The organism is Mycobacterium sp. E1386, assembly GCF_001672745.1.
Taxonomy (GTDB): Bacteria; Actinomycetota; Actinomycetes; order Mycobacteriales; family Mycobacteriaceae; genus Mycobacterium.
Genome location: NZ_LZKH01000244.1, coordinates 1 through 19,123, shown reverse-complemented (window position 1 = coordinate 19,123; position 19,123 = coordinate 1). Strand labels below are relative to the sequence as shown.

Below are 19,123 nucleotides of genomic sequence, written 5' to 3'. Positions count from 1 at the left end.
AGCCAATCCATCACCCGCCCGGCGTATTTGGCCAACTCGTCGGGCCGATACCCGGCGGCCTTGCCGGCCAGGTCGGCTTCGGCGGCCTGGCGGGTCAATGCGTCCACCGCGGCGGGCAGCTGGGCGAAAAAACTCCGGATCACCTTGACGTGGCTATCACCGATGACCCCATCGCGTTGGCCGGCCGCGGTGGCGCTCAGCTGCGGGGCCAGCGGCTGGCCGGTCAACCCCCGGCGCTGTCCGAGGTCGGCGGCGTCGGCGATGCGCTGGGCGGCCTCGGCCTTGGTGATGCGCAACCGATCAGCCAGGCCCACCCGCAGCGAGCCACCCAACTCCGCGGGGCTGGCCTGGGCGTCGAGCTGGTTGATCAACGCGTGCTGCGGGGCGCGCAACCGGCGGTACACCCGTTCCAGGCGCTCCAGGGCGCGCAGCCGCTCCGGGGTGGTCAACACATCAAAAGACAACCCACACAGGCGCTCCACGTCGTCGTCGAGCGCGTCGAACACCTCGACGATCTCCTCACGACCACTGACACCCATGCCGCAAACCCTACGAACACCCACCGACAAAAACGGCCGCCATGTGACCACTGAAGCCAAAGTGACACAAGGGATTACAACGAGTTGGCACCCGATTGGCGACCCGCATCGCCCGGCTAGGCCGCTCGCGATCGCCACTGGGGGATCGCCGCCACCAGGTGAACCGACAGCAGGAACGCGCTCACCGGTCCGCTCGGCCTACCGTCGTATAAGGCTCGTTGGCAAAGGTTTTCGGATCATCGAGCAAGTTCATCTCCGCACCCGATGCGTCAGCCGCGGCGCGTGCCGGTCACCTTCGAGCGGGGCAGCCGCCCTGCCCGTGAATGACCGTTCAGCTGGTCACCGGTGACGGTCACGTCGAACTCGAGGTTCAACCGCATCGGCTTGGTGACCGACTGCCGCCAGGTCACCCTGTCGCCGTCGACCGAAATATCCCATAGCGACGTGGTTTCGCCGTTCAGGGTGGCGGTGCCGCGAAGGCCGTCCTCATCCGGGCTGAAGGCGTAGATGACGACCAGCGACCCGATCGGCGTCTTGATAAGTACGTCCCACTCTCCGAGGATGGGCATGTCAGATCTCCACCGGTTCGCGCCCCGACGGCTTCCACACGATGCCGCGGCGCTCGTATTCGAACAGCTCCTCCACGGCGTGCGCGACGCGGGGCCCGTAGGAACGCTCCAATAGGTAGAGCGCCAGGTCGAGACCGGAGGTGACGCCGCCCGCGCTGACGAAGTCGCCGTCGTCGACGACGCGGGCCCTGACAGCGTTCACTCCCGCCGCGTCGAGGAGGTCGATGCCCAGGTAATGGCTTGTGGCGTAGCGGTTCTCGATCAGCCCCGCCATTGCCAGCAGCGCCGATCCGCCACAGACCGATCCGACGATGACCTCGGAGTCGTCAAAGCACCTGCGCAGCAACGGAATGAGGGGAGTGTCGAGTGTGCGGGCCAGCAATACGGGAATGGTCTCGGCGCCGTGGTCCGGGTCGCCCGCGATCGCCCCGCTCACACCGGGAACGATTACGTATCCCGGCTTGGTCGGGTCCAGGCCGCCGGTGGCCAGCAATGCGACATCCTCGGTGCCGCTGAGTACTTCGCGGCGTCCCTCGGCGGAGACGAGCTCGACGATCAAGTCCCCACCCACCGCCTGAGCGCCCGCCGTGAGTACCTCGAAGGGGGCGATGACGTCGAGCAGATCGAACTTGTCGATCAGGACGATTTGTGCGAACACGATTGCCAATGCTGGCAGGACGGGTGCCGCAGAACCAGTGGCAAGAAGGACGCATTGCGCTGGTATATTGCCAAACGTGCATCGGGTCGCCGTGGTTGCGTTGCCGGATTGCGTGGTCTCCGACCTGGCGACACCGATCGACGTCTTCGGCCGGGTCAGGCTGCCGGACGGCCGAGCGGGCTACCGGGTGCGGGTGTGTGGGACGGAGGCGGAGGTCGGTGCGGGTCCGATTCGCATCGCGACCGACCACGGGATCGACGAGCTCTGCGACGCCGACACCATCGTGGTGCCCGGCTCCAACGATCCGTTGGCGCCGGCACCGCGGGCACTGATTGTCGCGCTGAAGGCGGCTCACGACAGCGGGATTCGCATCGCTTCGATCTGCACCGGTGCCTTCGTTCTTGCCGCCGCCGGTGTTCTCGACGGCAAGCGGGCGACGACACACTGGCTGGGAGCCGCCGACTTCCGAAACACCTATCCCGCCGTCGATCTCGACCCGGATGTGCTTTACGTGGACGAAGGTCAGATCTTGACGTCGGCCGGGGCGTCGGCGGGTCTGGACCTGTGTCTGCACCTGGTCGCCCGCGACTACGGGTCGGCCGTCGCCGCGGAGTCCGCACGCCTGGCCGTCGCGCCGCTACACCGGGCCGGCGGCCAAGCGCAGTTCATCCTGCGCAATCGGCGGCCGGCCAACACCCGCCTCGACGGGGTGCTCGCCTGGATCGAAGCACATGCGCACGAAAATCTGACGCTGCAGGAGATCGCCGCCTACGCGGCCACCAGCACTCGTACCCTCAATCGCCGCTTCCAGGCGGAGACGGGCCAGACACCGATCCAATGGCTCACCGGTGTGCGGGTGCGCCATGCTCAGCAGCTCCTGGAAGGCACGTCCGACAACGTCGAAAGCATCGGCCGTCGTGTGGGTTTCGAGTCGGCCGCAAACTTCCGCGAGCAGTTCAAGCGCCTCGTCGGGGTGTCACCACAGGCGTATCGCACGGCGTTCCGCGATCAGGTGTCGCGCTAGGCGGTGCGAGTGGTTGTCGGCGTGGTCCTTAGTCGCGATCGGGCGGGTTCGTCGCGTACACCCAGGACAGGAACCGCGCGACGGCCTCGGCGGACCGATGCGCCCGGGGCGAACTGAAGATGTCGAAAGCGTGTTGCGCGCTTGGTAATTCGGCGTAGGCGACGGGGGACTTCGACACCGCGCGCAGCTCCTCGGTGAACTCCTGAGCTTCGCCGACGGGGATCAGGGAATCGTCGCGGCCGTGCAGGACGAAGAACGGGGGCGCGTCGGCCCGCAGCCGCCGGATCGGCGAGGCGTCGACGTAGACGTCGCGGTGCGCGTCGAATTGCCGCTTCACTACGAACTTTTCGAGCAGCGAGACGAATTCGGGCCGACCCTCGCCCTCGGTCGAGAACCAGTCGTAGCGGCCGTAGATCGGGACCGCCGCCACCACCGACGTGTCGGCGTCTTCGAAGCCCGGCTGGAATTGCGGGTCGTTGGGGGTCAGCGCCGCCAGCGCGCACAGGTGTCCGCCCGCGGAGCCGCCGGTGACGGCGACGAAGTCGGGGTCACCACCGTAGTCGGCGATGTTCTCCTTGACCCATGCCAGCGCCCGTTTGACGTCGACGATGTGGTCGGGCCAGGTGTGGCGGGGCGAGACGCGATAACCGATGGACACGCACACCCAGCCGCGGGCGGCCAGGTGGCTCATCAGCGGGTAGGCCTGCGGCCGGCGCATCCCGATCATCCAGGCCCCGCCGGGCACTTGCAGCAGCACGGGCGCCTTGGCGTCCCGCGGCAGGTCGCGGCGGCGCCAGATGTCGGCGAGGTTGGCGCGACCGTTCGGGCCGTAGGACACCACGTTCGTCTTCTCGACGTAGCGCCGGCGGGCGACGGTGTTGCCCAGCGGCAGGCTGCGCCGCCCGCTGCGCGTGGGCTTGGCGTGCGGCAGACTGCTCAGCGCCTCTTCGTAATCGTGTCCGAGCTGCTCGCGTAGGCCCGCCTCGAGCACCGGGCCGGGGGTGGTGATGCCGCGGTAGCGGATCACCCCGAGGATCGCCCACGACGCGGCCGTCAGGGCCAGCGCCGCCTTGCCGCGCCGTCCCTCGAAGTGGCCGCGCCGCGCGCGCCGCAGCGCATCCACCAAGGAGACGGTGAAGTAGACGCCTGGCACCTCCGACGTCGGCCAGCCGAACCAGAAGACCAACACGGTGCTGTAGCCCTTGCGTGCCAGCGGCCGTAATCCGTTGGCGGCGTTGGCCAATTCCAGTGCGGCCCGCGCCAGCGGCCGGGGGCGCCGCAGTTCCGAGAGGCGGCGGCGCATCAGCCGTTGACCCGAGCTTGCAGTTCGTTGCGTTGGATCTTGCCGGTGCTGCCGCGCGGGAGTTCGTCGAGGACGGCGATCTCGCGGGGCACTTTGTAGTTGGCCAGGTTTTCCCGGACATGCTGTTTGAGCGTCTCGGGCGTGGCCTCGGCGCCCGCATTCAAAACCACGAATGCCGCCAGGCGCTGGCCGTACTGCTCGTCGTCGACGCCGATGACCGCGGCCTCGGCCACGTCGGGGTGCGCCGCCAGCGTCCTCTCCACCTCGATCGGATAGACGTTCTCGCCGCCGGAGACGATCATCTCGTCGTCGCGGCCGACCACGAACAACCGGCCGGCCTCGTCGAGGTAGCCGACGTCGCCCGACGACATGAACCCCGCGTGAAATTCCTTGGTCGTGCCCGAGGTGTACCCCTCGAACTGGGTGTCGTTGCGGACGTAGATGGTGCCGACCTCGCCGGTGGGCAGCTCGTTGAAATCGCTGTCCAGAATTCGGATTTCGGTCCCGCCCGCCGGGCGGCCCGCGGTGTCGGGTGCGGCGCGCAGGTCCTGCGGAGTGGCCGTGGCGATCATGCCGGCCTCGGTGGCGTTGTAGTTGTTGTAGATCACGTCGCCGAACTCGTCCATGAACGCGGTCACGACGTCGGGCCGCATCCGCGAGCCCGATGCCGCCGCGAATCGCAATGACTTGCAGCTGTACCGCTTTCGCACCTCGGGCGGGAGCTCCATGATGCGGTCGAACATCACCGGCACCACTGCCAGGCCGGTCGCCTGGTGCCGGTCGATGAGGTCCAGCGTGGCCTCGGGGTCGAACTTGCGCCGGGTGACCACGGTGCACGCCATCGACGCCGCGAAGATCAACTGCGAAAAGCCCCACGCGTGGAACATCGGCGCCACGACCACCACCGTCTCCTCGGCCCGCCACGGCGTTCGGTCCAGGATGGCCTTGAGCGTGCCGATGCCGGCGTTGCCGCCGGTTTGATTGGCGCCCTTGGGAGTTCCGGTGGTGCCGGAGGTCAGCAGAATCATCCTGCCCTTGCGTCCGGTGCGCTCGGGTTGCCGGCCGGTGTGATCGGTGATGAGCTTTTCGACCGTCAGCTCGTGCTGCCCGTCGGTCCAGGCCACGATGCGGGTGGCGTCCGGTTTGTCGGCCAGCGCACGGTCCACCGTGTCGGTGAACTCCTCGTCGTAGATGACGGCGTCGACGCCTTCGCGGTTGACCACCTCGGCGAGCGCGGGCCCGGCGAATGACGTGTTGAGCAGCACGACGTCGGAGCCGATCCGGTTGGTCGCCACCACCGCCTCGACGAAGCCGCGGTGGTTGCGGCACATGATCCCGACGACCTTGGGCTGGCCCGAGGGCAAGGCCTGCAGCGCCGCGGCGAGCGCGTTGATCCGCTCGTCGAGCTGGCGCCAGGTCAGCGCGCCGAGCTCGTCGACCAGGCCCGGCCGGTCCGGGCAGCGTTGCGCCGCGCTGGCGAAGCCCACGGTCATCCCCATGCCCTCGCGGCGCATGGCGGCGGCGATCTTCAAATAGCGGTCGGGCCGCATCGGCGCGATCATGCCGGCGCGCCGCAGGGTGGTGATGAGCCCGAGGGCGTCGTTGACCGGACCAAGGAGAGAGGCCACGGCTCAGCCCAGGATCGGGAAGCGTCGCTTGGCGGCCAGGTCCTTGAGGGCCTGCTGCATCACCGACCGCACGTGCTCGTCGACCTCGTCGACGTCCGGGTCGTCACCGAATTGCGCGGTGATATCGATCGGCTTCAGCACCTGCGTGACGATCTTGGTGGGCAGCGGCAGATTGGGCGGGATCACCGCGCTGAAGCCGAAGGGGAAGCCGAACGACAGCGGCAGGATCGCGCTGCGCAGCAAGCGCTTCACCCCCAAGCGCTCGGCCAGCCAGGTGCCGCGCGACAGGTAGAGCTGCGTCTCCTGTCCGCCGATGGATACCGCGGGCACGATGGGGACGCCGGACTCGATCGCCGTCCTGACGTATCCCTTGCGGCCATCGAAGTCGATGACGTTCTCCGAGAGCGTTGGCCGGTACGCGTCGTAGTCACCGCCGGGGAAGACGATGACCACCCCGCCGGACCGCAGGGCCTTGGCCGCGTTCTCCCGGTTGGCCCGGATGTATCCGGTACGGCGGAAGAGCTCGCCGGTGGGGCCGGCCATGAGGATGTCGTGGCTCAGCGTGTAGATCGGCCGGTCGTAGCCGAATTTCTCGTAGAAGTGGACGCTGAAGATGGGGACGTCCATCGGGAACATCCCGCCGGAGTGGTTGCCGACGACGAGCGCCCCGCCGGGCGGGAACGAATCCAGGCCGTGCACCTCCGACCGGAAGTATGTCTTCATGGCCGGGCGCATCACGCTCATCAGGCGCTGGGTCAAGACAGGGTCGAATTTGCCGATGTCGCCGACATCGGAGTGATCGTTGTCGGTCACGTTCCTCCCTTAGACGCTCCCGCGAGGCCGCCCTAGGTATGAGGAGCCGCGTCGAATTCCTCGATGGTAGCGACCGGGGCGCGGCGGCCGTCATGGTGTTTATCTCTTTCCTCTTCCGCGATATGGTGCGGGCCCGGCCCTGCCGCTATTGTTACGACGCACTCAGTGAAATCTCGAGAAACGGGACCCCGATGGACGTTGCCGGTTTGTCCCCCGAGCGCAACGCCCGCTCGGGCGCCGCGCGCAGAAGTGCCCCCCGCGCCCGGCGGCCCCACGTCGGCGTCGTCCGCACCGAACCGGCCCATCGCGGTCAGGGGCCGTCGCCGTCCGCACCGACCACCGGCCGCCCGGCCGGTGACGTCGACCCGGCCAACCCGGACGCGGCGGACCACCGCCAGGCCGACTACTTCGTGCGGCTGCTCTCACAGAACCGCAGGCTCATCGACCAGCGGCTCGACGACTACCAGAAGGCGATCGTCGCCGCGCAGGCCAGCGGCGACGTCGACGCCGTCTGCAGCCTTCGCCGCATGGCGCGCATCGAGGAACAGGACCGGGACAATCTCGACGGCATGCTCGAGAAGTTGCGCCGCCGATTCGCCCGCCGGGTACCCGCCGAGCCACCCGCCCTTTCCCCGCGGCCCCGGTCCGCGGTCCGGTAGCTATTCGCCTACGGCGCAGCGGTTTTCGTCGCTGGGGCGACCGGCGCAGGGTTGGGCGCGCCGATTCGGCCACACCCGCTTGGCGGTGCCGATACATTTGACGGGCCAACTGGTTTGTTCCGACACCGAACGAGGCCGCCCATGGGATTCATGACCCCGGACCTTCCCGACGTCGATCGCAAGACCTGGCCGACTCTGCCCCGGGCCACCCGGCTGCAGGTCGTGACGCGGCACTGGGCGGAACAGGGCTTTGGAACACCGTATGCCGTCTATCTGCTGTACCTGATCAAGATCGCCCTGTACATCGCCGTCCCCGCCGCGATCATCTCGCTGACCCCGGGCCTCGGCGGGCTCGGCCGCATCGCCGACTGGTGGACGCAGCCGATCGTCTACCAGAAGGTCATCGTCTTCACGCTGCTGTTCGAGGTGACGGGCCTGGGTTGCGGTTCCGGCCCGCTGACCGGACGGTTCATGCCGCCCATCGGCGGAATCTTGTACTGGCTGCGGCCCAACACGATTCGGCTGCCGGCGTGGCCCGGGAAGGTGCCGTTCACCGCCGGTGACAGCCGCACCGTCGTCGACGTCGCGCTGTACGCAATCGTTTTGGCCGGCGGGGTGTGGGCGCTGCTGTCGCCCGGCCACGGCGGGCCGGTCACCGCGGCCGGCGACGTCGGCCTGGTCGACCCCGTCCGCGTCATCCCGACGATCGTCGCGCTGGCGGTACTGGGCCTGCGCGACAAGACCATTTTCCTGGCCGCGCGCGGCGAGCACTACTGGCTCAAGCTGTTCGTGTTCTTCTTCCCGTTCACCGATCAGATCGCCGCATACAAGCTCATCATGCTGTTGTTGTGGTGGGGCGCTGCAACATCCAAGCTCAACCACCACTTCCCGTATGTGGTGTCGGTGATGACGAGCAATAACGCGCTGCTGCGGCCCAAAGTGTTCACACCGATCAAGCACATGCTGTACCGCGACCACATCAACGATCTGCGTCCCACCTGGTTGCCGAAGATGATGGCCCACGTCGGCGGCACCACAGCCGAATTCGTGGTTCCGACGGTGCTGGTCTTCTTCGCCGGCGATCACCCGTGGCGGTGGTTCCTGATCGGATTCATGGTGATCTTCCACCTCAACATCATTTCCAACCTCCCGATGGGAGTTCCGTTGGAGTGGAACGTCTTCTTCATCTTCTCGCTGTTCTATCTGTTCGGGCACTACGCCTCGATCCAGGCCACCGACCTGCGTTCGCCGCTGCTGTGGGCCCTCGTCATCGCCGCAGTGGCATTCGTGATCGCGGGAAACATGTTCCCCGAGAAGATTTCGTTCCTCCCCGCGATGAGGTACTACGCCGGCAACTGGGCGTCCAGCGTGTGGTGCTTCCGCGCCGGCGCGGAGGAAAAGATCGACGCCGAGATCGTCAAGAGCTCCGCCCTCGTCGTCAACCAGCTGGCCCGGCTTTACGACCCCGAGACCGCGGAGATCATGGCGGACAAGACCGCCGCCTTCCGGGCCATGCACCTGCACGGCCGCGCGCTCAACGCCCTGGTGCCTCGCGCCCTGGGGGGAGAGGCCGACGAAGCCAATTACAAGATCCGCGAGGGCGAAATCGTCGCCGGCCCGCTCGTCGGCTGGAACTTCGGCGAGGGCCATCTGCACAACGAGCAGCTGCTCGAAGCCGTGCAGCGCCGTTGCCATTTCGAGGACGGCGACGTGCGGGTGATCGTCCTCGAGGGACAGCCCATCCACGTCCAGAAGCAGTGGTACCGCATCTTCGACGCCAAGGCTGGACTGATCGAGGAAGGCTATGTCAACGTCGAGGACATGCTCGCCCGCCAGCCGTGGCCGGAGCCCGGCGACGAGTTGCCCGTGCACGTGCTAAATGGCGGCGACCCGCCGGGCAGCCCTCGATGACCAGGGCGGTGGTGGTCGGCGCCGGCCCCAACGGCCTGGCCGCGGCGATTCACCTCGCTCGGCACGGCGTCGACGTGCAGGTGCTCGAGGCGTGCGACACCGTCGGCGGCGGAGCCCGCTCCGGCGAACTGACGATGGCCGGCGTCATCCACGACCACTGCTCGGCGTTTCACCCGCTGGGCGTCGGTTCGCCGTTCTGGAAGGAGATCGACCTGCAGCGCTACGGGCTGCGGTGGAAGTGGCCGGAGGTCGACTGCGCGCACCCGCTCGACGACGGCACCGCCGGCGTGCTCTATCAGTCGCTCGATGAAACCGTGGCCCGGATGGGGGCCGACGGCGCCCGGTGGCGGCGGGCGATAGGCGACCTGGCGGCGGGATTCGACGAGCTGGCCGAGGATCTCATGGGGCCGGTGCTGGGCATCCCGCGGCACCCGCTGCGCCTGGCCGGTTTCGGCCCGCGGGCGCTGCTGCCGGCCACCACCATGGCCCGCTGGTTCCGCACCGAGCAGGCGCGCGCGCTGTTCGGCGGCGCGGCCGCGCACGTCTACACCCGGCTGGACCGGCCGCTCACCGCGTCCCTGGGGTTGATGATCCTGGCCAGTGGGCACCGCTACGGCTGGCCCGTCGCGCAAGGGGGATCCGGGTCGATCAGCCAAGCGCTGTCCGCGGCCCTGCAGGAGTACGGCGGCTCGGTGGCCACCGGGGTCACCGTCAGCAGTCGCAAGGACATCCCTGATGCCGACATCGTCATGCTCGACCTCAGCCCGGCCGCGGCGCTCGCCATCTACGGCGACGCCATGCCGAGCCGGATCCGGCGGTCGTATCGGCGTTACCGCGAGGGCTCGTCGGCGTTCAAGGTCGACTTCGCCATCGAGGGCGACATCCCGTGGACCAACCCCGACTGTGCCCGGGCGGGCACCGTACACCTGGGCGGCACCTTCGCCGAGATGGCGGACACCGAACGCCAACGCGCGCAAGGGAAGATGGCCGACCGGCCCTTCGTGCTCCTCGGGCAGCAGTACCTGAGCGACCCGTCCCGCTCGGCCGGCAACGTCAACCCGATCTGGGCGTACGCACACGTGCCGTTCGGCTACGACGGCGACGCCACCGCCGCCGTCGTCGGCCAGATCGAGCGGTTTGCGCCCGGGTTCTCCGACCGCGTCCTGGCGACGGTCAGCAAGGGGCCCGCCGAGCTGCAGGCCTACAACGCGAACTTCATCGGCGGCGACATCATCGGCGGCGCCAACGACGGGCTGCAGGTGATCTTCCGCCCCCGCATCGCCGTCGATCCCTACGCCACCGGCGTTCCGGGCGTCTACCTGTGTTCACAGTCCACGCCGCCGGGGGCCGGCATCCATGGCCTGTGCGGTTACCACGCCGCCGAGTCGGCGCTGAAGTGGCTGAAGAAGACCCGCCGCGACTGAGGTCACATTGTCCGCGGGAACCGGGGCGGCAACCGCGCATGTTGCTCATCTAGGCTGACCACGAGCGCGTATTCAGCGGACTCAGTAAAGACATCGCCAAGACAGGGAGAGATCAAGTGACGGTCCGAGTAGGCATCAACGGCTTCGGTCGAATCGGACGCAACTTCTACCGGGCCCTACTGGCCCAACAGGAGCAGGGCACCGCCGACATCGAGGTGGTGGCGGTCAACGACATCACCGACAACCACACTCTGGCGCACCTGCTCAAATTCGACTCGATCCTGGGCCGGCTGCCCTACGACGTCAGCCTGGAAGGCCAGGACACCATCGTGGTGGGCCCGCACAAGATCAAGGCGCTCGAGGTCCGGGAGGGTCCGGCAGCGTTGCCGTGGGGCGACCTGGGCGTCGACGTCGTGGTGGAATCCACCGGCCTGTTCACCAACGCCGCCAAGGCCAAGGGCCACCTGGACGCCGGCGCCAAGAAGGTGATCATCTCGGCGCCCGCCACCGACGAGGACATCACCATCGTCCTGGGCGTCAACGACGACAAGTACGACGGCAGCCAGAACATCATCTCCAACGCGTCGTGCACCACGAACTGCCTCGGGCCGCTGGCCAAGGTCCTCAACGACGAGTTCGGCATCGTCAAGGGGCTGATGACCACCATCCACGCCTACACCCAGGACCAGAACCTGCAGGACGGGCCGCACAAGGACCTGCGCCGGGCGCGTGCCGCCGCGCTGAACATCGTGCCGACCTCCACCGGCGCGGCGAAGGCCATCGGGCTGGTGCTCCCGGAGCTGAAGGGCAAGCTCGACGGTTACGCGTTGCGCGTGCCGATCCCCACCGGCTCGGTGACCGACCTCACCGCCGAGCTGTCCAAATCCGCCAGCGCCGAAGACATCAACGCCGCCTTCAAAGCCGCGGCGGAGGGCAAGCTGAAGGGCATCCTGAAGTACTACGACGCCCCGATCGTCTCCAGCGATATCGTCACCGACCCGCACAGCTCGATCTTCGACTCGGGCCTGACCAAGGTGATCGACAACCAGGCCAAGGTGGTGTCCTGGTACGACAACGAGTGGGGCTACTCCAACCGCCTCATCGACCTCGTCGCACTGGTCGGCAAGTCGCTGTAGCCGTGGCCGTTCCTACACTCGAAAACCTACTGGCAGAGGGTGTTTCGGGTCGGGGCGTGCTGGTGCGCTCCGACCTCAACGTCCCGCTCGACGACGAAGGCGCCATCACCGACCCGGGCCGCATCACCGCGTCGGTGCCGACATTGCAGGCGCTGGTCGACGCCGGCGCCAAGGTGGTGGTCACCGCGCACCTGGGGCGGCCGAAAGACGGGCCGAACCCGAAGTTGTCGCTGGCGCCGGTCGCCGCGGCGCTCGGTGAGCAACTCGGTCGGCACGTGCAGCTGGCCGGTGATGTAGTCGGCGGCGACGCGCTGGCCCGGGCCGAGGGACTCACGGACGGCGACGTCCTGCTGCTGGAGAACATCCGCTTCGATCCGCGCGAAACCAGCAAGGACGACGGCGAGCGACTCGCGCTCGCCCGCGAACTCGCCGAATTGGTCTCGCCCGGAGGGGCTTTCGTCTCCGACGGGTTCGGGGTGGTGCACCGCAAGCAGGCCTCGGTTTACGACGTGGCCACGCTGCTGCCGCACTACGCCGGCACGCTGGTGGCCGACGAGATCGGGGTGCTGGAGCAGTTGACCAGCTCGACCACCCGCCCCTACGCGGTGGTGCTCGGCGGGTCGAAGGTGTCCGACAAGCTCGGCGTCATCGAGTCGCTGGCGACCAAGGCCGACAGCATCGTGATCGGCGGCGGGATGTGCTTTACCTTCCTTGCCGCACAAGGCTTTTCGGTGGGGAAGTCGCTGCTGGAAGAGGAGATGGTCGACACCTGCCGCCGGCTGCTGGACACCTACGTCGACGTGCTGCGGCTGCCCAGGGACGTCGTGGTGGCCCAGCAGTTCGCCGCCGACTCGCCACCGCAGACGGTGGCCGCCGACGCCATTCCGGACGACATGATCGGGCTGGACATCGGCCCGGAATCGGTGAAGCGCTTCGCGGCCCTGCTGTCCAACGCCCGCACGGTCTTCTGGAACGGCCCCATGGGCGTGTTCGAGTTCCCGGCATTCGCCACGGGCACCCGGGGCGTCGCCGAGGCCATCGCCGCGGCGACCGGCAAGGGCGCGTTCAGTGTGGTGGGCGGCGGTGACTCCGCGGCCGCGGTGCGTGCCCTGGGCATCCCGGAGGGCGACTTCTCGCACATTTCCACCGGCGGTGGCGCGTCGCTGGAATACCTTGAGGGCAAGACGCTGCCGGGCATCGAGGTTCTCGGGCGGCCGCAACCAAGTGGAGGAGACGCGTGAGCCGCAAGCCGCTGATCGCCGGCAACTGGAAGATGAATCTCAATCACTTCGAGGCGATCGCGCTGGTGCAGAAGATCGCGTTCGCGCTGCCGGACAAGTACTACGACAAGGTCGACGTCACGGTCTTGCCGCCGTTCACCGACCTGCGCAGCGTGCAGACCCTGGTCGACGGCGACAAGCTGCGGCTCACCTACGGCGGCCAGGATCTGTCTCAGCACGACTCGGGCGCCTACACCGGTGACATCAGCGGGGCCTTTCTGGCCAAGCTGGGCTGCAGCTTCGTCGTGGTCGGGCACTCCGAACGGCGCACCTACCACAACGAGGACGACGCGCTGGTGGCCGCCAAGGCCGCCGCGGCCCTCAAGCACGAGCTGACCCCGATCGTGTGCATCGGCGAGCACCTGGACGTCCGCGAGGCCGGCGCGCACGTCGCCCACTGCGAGGAGCAGCTGCGCGGCTCGCTGGCCGGGCTGTCCGCCGAGCAGATCGGCAAGGTCGTCATCGCCTACGAGCCCGTGTGGGCCATCGGCACCGGGCGGGTGGCCAGCGCCGCCGACGCCCAGGAGGTGTGCGCCGCGATCCGGGCGACGCTGGGGTCCCTCGCCTCGGCACAGGTCGCCGACACCATGCGGGTGCTCTACGGCGGCTCGGTGAACGCCAAGAACATCGGTGACCTCATCGCCCGCGACGACATCGACGGGGCCCTGGTCGGCGGCGCGTCCCTGGACGGTGAGCAGTTCGCGACGCTGGCGGCGATCGCCGCCGGCGGACCCTTGCCGTAGGGCGTCAGCCGTCGCGCGAGACGATCCGCAGGTGGACGGTTAGGACGATGTCGTCGTACGCGGATCGGAGCGGGTGGACCTCTCTGCGCGAAAGCGCGAGAAACTCGGCAACGATTCGCCGTGCCAATGGTCGCAACCTGACGTTGTTCTCCTGAGATCGCCATCTCAGCAGCGCGAAAGCGGTCGTTTCATCGATCCCGTAGATCACCATCAACATGCCCTTGGCCCGCTCGATGATGGCACGGTTCTTGCTGAACTTCTCCACTTCGGCGGTCAAGGCATCCTGAACGACGTCGTCAGTGGGCGTGACGTCGATGTAAAAGCCTTCAGTTCCAACGACCTCGCCCACCGCATCGACGAGTTGGTTGCCGATCACGACAACGTGGTGGACGTTGCCCTGCACATCGATGATCCGATGTCGCGTGCTGAACGGTCCGTGGTCGCGGCGGATGTCATCCAGGGTCGCCGCGATCTGCCTGCGATCGTCGGGATGCTTGTGCGCGAGCACCAGCTCGGTTGTCGGCGTCACCGTGCCCGGTTCGTAGCCATGAAGCCGTGCTACTTGCTCACACCACTCCCAGCGTTGCCCGTCGAAATAGAAGCGGAATGTCCCCATCCGCTGCGGCGAACCGGCCGCCAACGCCCGAACAACCGCATCGTCGTCTTTTACTTCGCTGAAATCAGCAATCATCGCCACGTCCGAATGTCTGGCACGTAGCAAAGGTGCAAAAGGGTAAACAGCGACGGTTGCGAGAAATCGCTCGATGCCGACGTTGAATTTCTCCACCGAGCATCTAATTGCTGATCGTTACACGCATGTTGAAAAAGGGCAAGGAAGGTTGCCCTAGCACGCGGCGGGCCATTTGCGGCACATCGAGCGCCACCCGGTAGGCTTTAGCGTCATGGAGCTGGCCCTGCAGATCACCCTGGTGGTCACAAGCGTGCTCGTGGTGTTGCTGGTGCTGCTGCACCGCGCCAAGGGTGGCGGCCTGTCGACACTGTTCGGCGGCGGTGTGCAGTCCAGCCTTTCCGGCTCGACCGTGGTGGAGAAGAACCTGGACCGGTTGACGCTGTTCATCACCGGCATCTGGCTGGTCTCCATCATCGGGGTGGCCCTGCTGATCAAGTACCGGTGACCCGTCGGCGGGCGGAGCGCGTGATCCGCACCGATACTGGGACGCATGGTTGACGTTTCGGACATCGCGCTCGAACCCATCGGCGCCGTGCAACGCACGCTCGTCGGTCGCGAGGCGACAGAGCCGATGCGCGCCGACATCCGGCTGCTGGGCGCCATCCTCGGCGACACCGTGCGCGAGCAGAGCGGGGACGAGGTTTTCGACCTCGTGGAGCGAGCGCGGGTGGAGTCGTTTCGGGTGCGCCGTTCCGAGATCGACCGGGTCGACCTGGCGCGCATGTTCGACGGCATCGACATTCACCAAGCGATCCCGGTCATCCGGGCGTTCAGCCACTTCGCGCTGCTGGCCAACGTGGCCGAGGACATCCACCGGGAGCGTCGCCGCGCCATCCACGTCTCCGCCGGCGAGCCGCCGCAGGACAGCAGCCTAGCCGCGACCTACGCCAAACTCGATGGGGCCGAACTTGATTCGGCCACGGTGGCCGACGCGCTGCGAGGTGCCTTGATCTCCCCGGTGATCACCGCCCACCCCACCGAAACCCGGCGGCGCACCGTCTTCGTCACCCAGCACCGCATCACCCAGCTGATGCGGTTGCACGCCGAGGGGCACACCGAAACCGACGACGGGCGCAACATCGAGCGCGAGTTGCGCCGCCAGGTCCTCACCCTGTGGCAGACCGCGCTGATCCGGTTGTCCCGCTTGCAGATCACCGACGAGATCGAGGTCGGGCTGCGTTATTACGCCGCGGCGTTCTTCCAGGTCATTCCGCAGGTCAACGCCGAGGTCCGGGATGCGTTGCGGGCGCGGTGGCCCGACACCGACCTGCTCGCCGCACCGATCCTGCGGCCCGGCTCCTGGATCGGCGGCGACCGCGACGGCAATCCGAACGTGACCGGCGACGTGGTACGCCAGGCCACCGGCAGCGCCGCGTTCACCGCGCTGTCGCATTACCTGGCCGAGCTCACCGCCCTCGAGCAGGATCTGTCGATGTCGGCGCGGCTCGTCCCCGTCACCGCGGCGCTGGCGGAACTGGCCGAGGGCTGCGGGGAGCAGGCCCGCGCCGACGAGCCGTACCGGCGGGCGCTGCGGGTGATCCGCGCCCGGCTCACCGCGACGGGCGCGAAGATTTTGGACAGTCGACCGCAGCACGAGCTGGACCTCGGCCTGACGCCGTATTCCGGCCCGGCCGAGCTGCAGGCGGACCTGGACACCATCGACGAGTCGCTGCGCGCACACGGCAGTGCGCTGTTGGCCGACGACCGCCTGGCCCTGCTGCGAGAAGGCGTGAGCGTCTTCGGGTTTCACCTGTCCGGGCTGGACATGCGGCAAAACTCCGACGTCCACGAAGAGGTGGTGGGGGAGCTGTTGGCCTGGGCCGGGGTGCACCAAGATTACGCTTCGCTGCCCGAGGACGAGCGGGTCGAGCTGCTGGCCGGTGAACTGAGTACCCGCCGCCCGCTGGTCGGCGACCGTGGGGGCCTGTCCGAGTTGGCCCGCAAGGAGCTCGAGGTCGTCGGCGCCGCGGCGGATGCCGTCGCGCGCTACGGCCCGGCGGCGGTACCCAACTACGTCATCTCCATGTGCCGCTCGGTGTCCGACGTCTTGGAGGTGGCGATCCTGCTGAAAGAGGGCGGGCTGCTGGACGCCTCCGGGCCGGAACCGTATTGCCCGGTTGCCATCTCGCCGCTCTTCGAGACGATCGACGATCTGCACAACGGCGCGGCCATCCTGGACGCGATGCTGCAGCTTCCGCTGTACCGGGCGGTCGTCGACGCGCAGGACGGGCGTCAGGAGGTGATGCTCGGCTACTCCGACTCGAACAAGGACGGCGGTTACCTCGCCTCCAGCTGGGCCGTCTACCGAGCCGAGCTGGCGCTGGTCGAAGTGGCCCGCAAGGCCGGAATTCGCTTGCGGCTCTTCCACGGTCGCGGCGGTACCGTCGGCCGCGGCGGTGGGCCGAGCTATCAGGCCATCCTGGCGCAACCCCCGGGCGCGGTGAACGGCTCGCTGCGGCTCACCGAGCAGGGCGAGGTGATCGCCGCCAAGTACGCCGAACCGCAGGCGGCGCGGCGCAACCTGGAGAGCTTGGTGGCGGCGACGCTGGAGTCGACGCTGCTCGACGTAGAGGGCCTGGGAGATGCCGCGGAGCCGGCCTACGCGGTGCTCGACGAAGTGGCCACCCTGGCGCAGCGCGCCTACGCCGAATTGGTGCACGAAACGCCGGGTTTCGTCGACTACTTCATGGCCTCGACGCCGGTCAGCGAGATCGGTTCGCTCAACATCGGCAGCCGCCCGACGTCACGCAAACCCACTTCATCGATCTCGGACCTGCGCGCCATCCCCTGGGTGCTGGCGTGGAGCCAGTCCCGGGTGATGCTTCCGGGCTGGTACGGCACCGGGTCGGCGTTCGAGCAGTGGATCGCGGCCGGGCCCGAAAGCGAAACCGAGCGGGTGGCGATCCTGCACGAGCTGTACGAGCGCTGGCCGTTCTTCCGCGGCGCACTCTCCAACATGGCTCAGGTGCTCGCCAAGAGCGACCTCGGCCTGGCGGCGCACTACGCGGAGCTGGTCGAGGACGCCGAACTAAGGGACCGGGTGTTCGGCAAGATCGTGGACGAGCACCGGCGGACCATCGCGATGCACAAGCTCATCACCGGTCACGAAGACCTGCTCGCCGACAACCCCGCGCTGGCCCGCTCGGTGTTCAACCGCTTCCCCTACCTGGAGCCGCTGAACCACCTGCAGGTGGAGTTGCTGCGCCGCTACCGCTCCGGCGATGACGACGAACTGGTGCAGCGCGGCATCCTGCTGACGATGAATGGATTGGCCAGCGCGTTACGTAACAGTGGGTGATGGGCATTAGTAAGCCATGTCGGACAACGCGTCGCCTGTCACCGCGGCCCAACTGGCGCAGAACACCGTCTTCGAACGACTGGCCCGCGTCGGGTTCGTCGTGAACGGGGTACTGCACCTGATCGTCGGCTATCTCGCCATCCGGGTCGCGTGCGGCGACGGCGGAACCGCTGACCAAACCGGCGCCCTGGCGACGCTGGCGTCCAAGCCGGGCGGACCGCTGGCACTCTGGATCGCCACGGTCGCCCTGCTGGCGATGGGTCTGTGGCGGCTGGTCGAAACCGCCCTCGGCCGGTCGAGCGACCGGAAGACGGAGGGCGCGTCGTCGGATGCGTCCTCGCGGGCGAAGGCCCTTGGGCTGGCAGCGGTCTATCTCGCCTTCGCCTACTCCGCGTTCGGTTTCGCCCGGGGCGCGGGGAAGGCTGCGGATCAACAGAATTCGAGCCTCAGCGCGCACCTGATGGCGACGACCGCCGGCACCATCGCGCTCATCGCGGGCGGGCTGATCATTGTCGTGGTCGGTTGCTACCACATCTACAAGGGCGCCAGCCGCAACTTCGTCGACGACCTCCGGGGCAAGTCGGGCGGCTGGGTGCGACGGCTCGGCGTGGCCGGATATGTCGGCAAGGGCGTCGTCATCACCCTGACGGGCGCGCTGGTGATCATCGCCGCGTGTCGCTCGGAACCGAAGAAGGCCACCGGGCTCGATGGGGCACTGAAGACACTCGGGGCTCAGCACTTTGGGGCGGCGCTGTTGATCGCCGCCGGCGTGGGACTCATCACCTACGGGCTGTACAGCTTCGTGATGGCCCGCTCGACGAAGATGTAGCTCAGCGGTTGCGCAGCCGGTCCAGCGCCCCGCGCACGGCGTGCTCGGTCATCGCGACCGGCGTCATCATCGTCTCGCCCACCTTCACCATGCCGTCGATCCGCCCGACGATCGCCTCCACGGGCTCGACCAGCACGATCAGTCGCCTGGCCAGATCGTCCAGCCGCGACAAGGTGCCGTCCAGGTGGTCCAGGCCGCTTTCCATGCGCTCGACCGTGGCGTTCAGGTTGGAAAGGGACGTGTTGAGCTCTTTCATGGTCGTGCTGAGACCGTCGAGGACGTCTTCGACCTGCTCCACCGTCTTGTCGGCGTTCAGCGCAGCCTGGGTGAGGGTCTTGATCCGGCTTCGCTCTTGCCCACCGCGCACGGTTCTGTCTGCCATGATCGTCATTATCACCCGGATCAAACCGGGCGGGGGTTAGCCTGGCTGACCCGGCCGAGCGGGCAGTTTGGCCGCGGCCGTCGGCGGCGCCCCGCCGGTCTCGGTGCCGGCCGCCGGGGCGATCGGGCAGGAAACCACGCTGTGGCTGCTCGACGAGGAGGCCGCGGCCAAACTGCCCGCTCGGCCGGGTCAGCCAGGCTAACCCCCGCCCGGTTTGATCCGGGTGATAATGACGA

Annotated in this window: 18 protein-coding genes and 1 pseudogene; 11 read left to right on the top strand and 8 right to left on the bottom strand. The window is 67.8% G+C overall.

Annotated elements, in window-relative coordinates:
• The 3 genes from A5709_RS24915 to A5709_RS24905 form a co-directional block, all read right to left on the bottom strand.
• Window positions 1-539, bottom strand: a 539-nt coding sequence (locus A5709_RS24915; protein WP_156768153.1) for a DUF222 domain-containing protein, incomplete at its 3' end; no start/stop codon positions are given.
• A gap of 269 nt (window positions 540-808) precedes the next feature.
• A complete protein-coding gene (locus A5709_RS24910; protein ID WP_067944600.1) occupies window positions 809-1,108 on the bottom strand; it encodes a hypothetical protein in 300 nt (99 codons plus the stop codon).
• A gap of 1 nt (window position 1,109) precedes the next feature.
• A complete protein-coding gene (locus A5709_RS24905) occupies window positions 1,110-1,766 on the bottom strand; it encodes a DJ-1/PfpI family protein (protein WP_067944618.1) in 657 nt (218 codons plus the stop codon).
• 76 nt (window positions 1,767-1,842) lie between these two features.
• Here A5709_RS24905 and A5709_RS24900 point away from each other — a divergent pair, with 76 nt between their 5' ends.
• Window positions 1,843-2,790: a GlxA family transcriptional regulator gene (locus A5709_RS24900; RefSeq protein WP_067944599.1), complete on the top strand. Its 948-nt coding sequence runs from the start codon at window positions 1,843-1,845 to the stop codon at window positions 2,788-2,790.
• Window positions 2,791-2,818: 28 nt separating this feature from the next.
• On the opposite strand, the gene A5709_RS24895 is transcribed toward A5709_RS24900, so the two are convergent.
• From A5709_RS24895 to A5709_RS24885, 3 genes are read right to left on the bottom strand one after another with little or no spacing between them, the layout of a single operon-like run.
• Window positions 2,819-4,093: an alpha/beta hydrolase gene (locus A5709_RS24895; RefSeq protein WP_067944598.1), complete on the bottom strand. Its 1,275-nt coding sequence runs from the start codon at window positions 4,091-4,093 to the stop codon at window positions 2,819-2,821.
• Entirely contained in the window at window positions 4,093-5,721 is a 1,629-nt protein-coding gene (fadD12, locus tag A5709_RS24890) for an acyl-CoA ligase FadD12 (protein ID WP_082974368.1), read from the bottom strand. Before fadD12 ends, A5709_RS24895 begins: the two co-directional genes overlap by 1 nt.
• 3 nt (window positions 5,722-5,724) lie before the next feature.
• Complete coding sequence (locus A5709_RS24885; protein WP_156673020.1) at window positions 5,725-6,465, bottom strand: lysophospholipid acyltransferase family protein; 741 nt, start codon at window positions 6,463-6,465, stop codon at window positions 5,725-5,727.
• A 260-nt stretch (window positions 6,466-6,725) separates the two neighbouring features.
• Here A5709_RS24885 and A5709_RS24880 point away from each other — a divergent pair, with 260 nt between their 5' ends.
• From A5709_RS24880 to tpiA, 6 genes are all read left to right on the top strand, one after another.
• Window positions 6,726-7,193, top strand: coding sequence for a hypothetical protein (locus tag A5709_RS24880; RefSeq protein WP_068123275.1), 468 nt, complete (start codon window positions 6,726-6,728; stop codon window positions 7,191-7,193).
• 141 nt (window positions 7,194-7,334) lie between these two features.
• Window positions 7,335-9,104: a DUF3556 domain-containing protein gene (locus tag A5709_RS24875; protein ID WP_068123272.1), complete on the top strand. Its 1,770-nt coding sequence runs from the start codon at window positions 7,335-7,337 to the stop codon at window positions 9,102-9,104.
• A complete protein-coding gene (locus tag A5709_RS24870) occupies window positions 9,101-10,528 on the top strand; it encodes an NAD(P)/FAD-dependent oxidoreductase (RefSeq protein WP_068123270.1) in 1,428 nt (475 codons plus the stop codon). The genes A5709_RS24875 and A5709_RS24870 overlap by 4 nt, the downstream gene beginning before the upstream one ends.
• 116 nt (window positions 10,529-10,644) lie before the next feature.
• Complete coding sequence (gene gap / locus A5709_RS24865) at window positions 10,645-11,664, top strand: type I glyceraldehyde-3-phosphate dehydrogenase (protein ID WP_067944593.1); 1,020 nt, start codon at window positions 10,645-10,647, stop codon at window positions 11,662-11,664.
• Between the two features lie 2 nt (window positions 11,665-11,666).
• Window positions 11,667-12,905 (top strand): phosphoglycerate kinase, encoded by a 1,239-nt coding sequence (gene pgk / locus A5709_RS24860; RefSeq protein ID WP_068123266.1) that lies wholly within the window; start codon window positions 11,667-11,669, stop codon window positions 12,903-12,905.
• Complete coding sequence (tpiA, locus tag A5709_RS24855) at window positions 12,902-13,687, top strand: triose-phosphate isomerase (protein ID WP_068006952.1); 786 nt, start codon at window positions 12,902-12,904, stop codon at window positions 13,685-13,687. Before pgk ends, tpiA begins: the two co-directional genes overlap by 4 nt.
• A gap of 4 nt (window positions 13,688-13,691) precedes the next feature.
• Here the strand turns inward: tpiA and A5709_RS24850 are convergent, their stop codons facing one another.
• On the bottom strand, window positions 13,692-14,378 hold the full coding sequence (locus tag A5709_RS24850; protein ID WP_068006990.1) for a PAS and ANTAR domain-containing protein: 687 nt from the start codon (window positions 14,376-14,378) through the stop codon (window positions 13,692-13,694).
• A gap of 211 nt (window positions 14,379-14,589) precedes the next feature.
• Between A5709_RS24850 and secG the strand changes: the two genes are divergently transcribed.
• The 3 genes from secG to A5709_RS24835 are packed head-to-tail and all read left to right on the top strand — an operon-like array spanning window position 14,590 to window position 18,505.
• Entirely contained in the window at window positions 14,590-14,823 is a 234-nt protein-coding gene (secG, locus tag A5709_RS24845) for a preprotein translocase subunit SecG (protein WP_040624202.1), read from the top strand.
• A 45-nt stretch (window positions 14,824-14,868) separates the two neighbouring features.
• A complete protein-coding gene (gene ppc, locus A5709_RS24840) occupies window positions 14,869-17,676 on the top strand; it encodes a phosphoenolpyruvate carboxylase (RefSeq protein WP_068123263.1) in 2,808 nt (935 codons plus the stop codon).
• Window positions 17,677-17,692: 16 nt separating this feature from the next.
• On the top strand, window positions 17,693-18,505 hold the full coding sequence (locus tag A5709_RS24835; RefSeq protein WP_068123261.1) for a DUF1206 domain-containing protein: 813 nt from the start codon (window positions 17,693-17,695) through the stop codon (window positions 18,503-18,505).
• Between the two features lies 1 nt (window position 18,506).
• Here the strand turns inward: A5709_RS24835 and A5709_RS24830 are convergent, their stop codons facing one another.
• Window positions 18,507-18,896 (bottom strand): ATPase, encoded by a 390-nt coding sequence (locus A5709_RS24830; RefSeq protein ID WP_068123258.1) that lies wholly within the window; start codon window positions 18,894-18,896, stop codon window positions 18,507-18,509.
• 46 nt (window positions 18,897-18,942) lie between these two features.
• Here A5709_RS24830 and A5709_RS27810 point away from each other — a divergent pair.
• Window positions 18,943-19,089, top strand: a pseudogene (locus A5709_RS27810) (6-phosphogluconolactonase); the annotation flags it as partial.
• Window positions 19,090-19,123: the final 34 nt, after the last annotated feature.